The following is a 2721-nucleotide window of genomic DNA, read 5'->3' as shown; positions in this document are numbered from 1 at the left end:
TTTATACAGCAGCGCTGTTAATTATGCTGGTGGTAAGGGTTTGTTAGAAGTTACATTGTTAAGTTGAGATGGAAAATGAAGGTGGATTATTAGCAAGATATTTAACAATGGCACGGATTGCAAATCCGCGCCAGCGGGGGGATTGCAAATCCGCGCCAGCGGGGGCTTTAGCTGGGGCAGCAGGTGGTTTTGCTGGGCAGGCTGTTGCTGGAGCATTGGGTACTGCAACTTCATTTGGAGGCGCTGTAGCTAATGGGGCGTTAGTCGGAGCTTCTGGAGGCTTCGCAGGAGGTTTTGTTGGAGGTGCTGGTAATGCATGGATGGGAGGAGCGAGTTTTGGACAAGGCTTGCAATCTGGTTTAATTGGTGGTGGCTATGGTGCATTAGGTGGCGCATTAATAGGAGGCATTTCTGGGGGGATTCAATATCAAAGGCAAATCTCTGTTTTTCAAAAAGGGTGTGTAGATCTTGGTGTCAATGGAGGGGATCCAGTGCCTGCTACAGACCAATTTCTGTCTGATGCTCAGAAAGCTTGGTACAAAGATGCTCCAATGAATAATGTGAAAGCTTTTACCGTTGAAAATGTCCCTATCAAAATTCAAGATGCAATGGATGCAATAGGTGCACCTGGTTCGACAGTAACGTCATCATACGTTACAACAGGCAAATTAACAGGCATGTCAAATGTTTACTTTAATAAAAACTTTGCATTTTCAAGTGCAAAGCAATTATTTTTTACTATGGGGCATGAATTCGTCCATGTATCACAATTTGCGGCACTAGCCGGTCAATCCCGTACTCTTTTAACTCAAGATTTCCTAGATATGTTAGATTTCCATGCTTATAGTTATCAAAATTCTCTTGGGGGTCTTCAACTAAATAGTTTTACAAGAGATCAAATAATTAATTGGGGAACTATATATCCACAGTTTAATTCAATGAATTACACTAACTTTCATTGGACTTTTAATCATTCTTTCGTATATCCATTTTAATATGAAAACAATAAATTTATATATTATTTTATTCTTGCATTTGAGTTTTAATATTTCCACATATTCTCAAAGTGTAAGCATCGAATTGTCAGCTAAATGGGTCAAAGGATACGACATTTTCCAGAAAGATTCAACAATATACTATCCTGAATTAATTATCACTTATAGAAATAATTCTGATACTAATTATTATTTTCAGAAAATCTCAGATAGTCGCTGCGGATTACCGATGTTGCCATGGGGAACTTTATTACAATACCCGATAGAAGAATATTTAAATCCTAATTATCTAAAAAGGGCAAAAATGCATGAAAATTTTGCCAATGATAATTATAAGGTGATAATTGGTGGCGATGCATCATTTTCTAAAGGTTGGATTATTGTAAATGATACTGTTGATATAGAAGTTGAACAAGAACAAGAAATAGATATGGTTAACGATGATTTGGCTGACATTTATGAATACATTTATCGTGAGATTTTTAGTAAGCAACCAGACACACTAAATGAGGTTAAAACTCATTACATTGAATCGGATCTAATACCGGAAGTGATAATAGATAAGTTTAAAGACAAATTTGTTTTTTTGATGCCTGGTGAGACTTGTATAGATACTTATAATCTTATCGGATTTAAATTATTAAAAGGTGGTTTTACTTTCTGTATATGTCCATATTTGCCGACATACGTTTATACTACTCCGATTTGGGATAAAAATCAATCAAAATACATAGAGACAAAAACAATGTTGCCAAAATTAGTAGGTGAGTATAAATTATATTCCGGCAATTTTAATTCTAATAAAATAGCAATAACATTTTAAAAAAGTAAAATTAAAACAAAAGCCGGAGCAATTCGGCTTTTTTTGTTTTATAATGCAGCAATATTTTTTTTCAGGTAATCTTTAAACCGTTTTTTAGAAACGAAAGTCTCAATCAGCTTGAGCAGTATGCCTTTTTCTTCCTCGTTCAGCTCGTTAATGAGCTGTAATTGCTCAAGGGCAGCTTTGTCGTTCATGGCCCCCGCTGGCGCGGATTTGTAATCCGTGCCCAAAGCACTTCAACATTTAATGCAATGAATTTTGCCGCACCCGCAATACATGAAATTTCTATTTTTGTTTAATGAGTCGTAAATACAAGTTTTATAACCCAGAAGGCACGTATTTTGTGAGCTTTGCAGTACAGGGATGGGTTGATGTTTTTACCCGAAACCAGTACAAAGACATCTTACTTGAGGGTCTTGTCTATTGTCAGCACAATAAAGGGCTTGAGATTTTCGCCTGGTGCATTATGACGAATCATGTGCACCTGATTATCAGAGCAACTAAAACTGATCAATTACCCGAAATTATGAGAGATTTTAAGAAGTTCACCAGTAAAGCAGTATTAAAAGCAATCGAGAACAACGACCATGAAAGTCGCAGAGAATGGTTGTTAAATCAATTCAATACCGATTCAGGGCATCGATTCTGGAGAGCTGACAACAAGCCAGTTGAACTGTGGTCAAACAAAGTAATAAGGGAAAAACTAAATTATATTCATTACAACCCGGTTGAGGAAGGTTTGGTTTTCAAACCTGAGGATTATTTATACAGCAGCGCTGTTAATTATGCTGGTGGTAAGGGTTTGTTAGAAGTTACATTGTTAAGTTGAGATGGAAAATGAAGGTGGATTATTAGCAAGATATTTAACAATGGCACGGATTGCAAATCCGCGCCAGCGGGGGG

Annotated in this window: 4 protein-coding genes; 3 read left to right on the top strand and 1 reads right to left on the bottom strand. The window is 36.9% G+C overall.

Annotated elements, in window-relative coordinates; genetic code table 11:
- Positions 1-68 precede the first annotated feature (68 nt).
- Positions 69-995 carry a hypothetical protein gene (locus tag KKG99_13760; protein MBU1014060.1) on the top strand — a complete coding sequence of 309 codons (927 nt, stop codon included), beginning with the start codon at positions 69-71 and terminating at the stop codon, positions 993-995.
- A gap of 1 nt (position 996) precedes the next feature.
- Complete coding sequence (locus KKG99_13755) at positions 997-1818, top strand: hypothetical protein (GenBank protein ID MBU1014059.1); 822 nt, start codon at positions 997-999, stop codon at positions 1816-1818.
- A 47-nt stretch (positions 1819-1865) separates the two neighbouring features.
- On the opposite strand, the gene KKG99_13750 is transcribed toward KKG99_13755, so the two are convergent.
- Positions 1866-2048: a hypothetical protein gene (locus KKG99_13750; protein MBU1014058.1), complete on the bottom strand. Its 183-nt coding sequence runs from the start codon at positions 2046-2048 to the stop codon at positions 1866-1868.
- A 68-nt stretch (positions 2049-2116) separates the two neighbouring features.
- Between KKG99_13750 and KKG99_13745 the strand changes: the two genes are divergently transcribed.
- A complete protein-coding gene (locus KKG99_13745; GenBank protein MBU1014057.1) occupies positions 2117-2647 on the top strand; it encodes a transposase in 531 nt (176 codons plus the stop codon).
- Positions 2648-2721: the final 74 nt, after the last annotated feature.

The organism is Bacteroidota bacterium, assembly GCA_018816945.1.
GTDB lineage: Bacteria > Bacteroidota > Bacteroidia > Bacteroidales.
The sequence above is the reverse complement of the archived record's forward strand: the minus strand, read 5'-3'. Positions and strand labels throughout refer to the sequence as shown.

Excerpts from the sequence above, each read along its gene's own strand:
- KKG99_13760 (MBU1014060.1), top strand. The coding sequence starts at position 69 with ATGGAAAATGAAGGTGGATTATTAGCAAGATATTTAACAATGGCACGG.
- KKG99_13755 (MBU1014059.1), top strand. The coding sequence starts at position 997 with ATGAAAACAATAAATTTATATATTATTTTATTCTTGCATTTGAGTTTT.
- KKG99_13745 (MBU1014057.1), top strand. The coding sequence starts at position 2,117 with ATGAGTCGTAAATACAAGTTTTATAACCCAGAAGGCACGTATTTTGTG.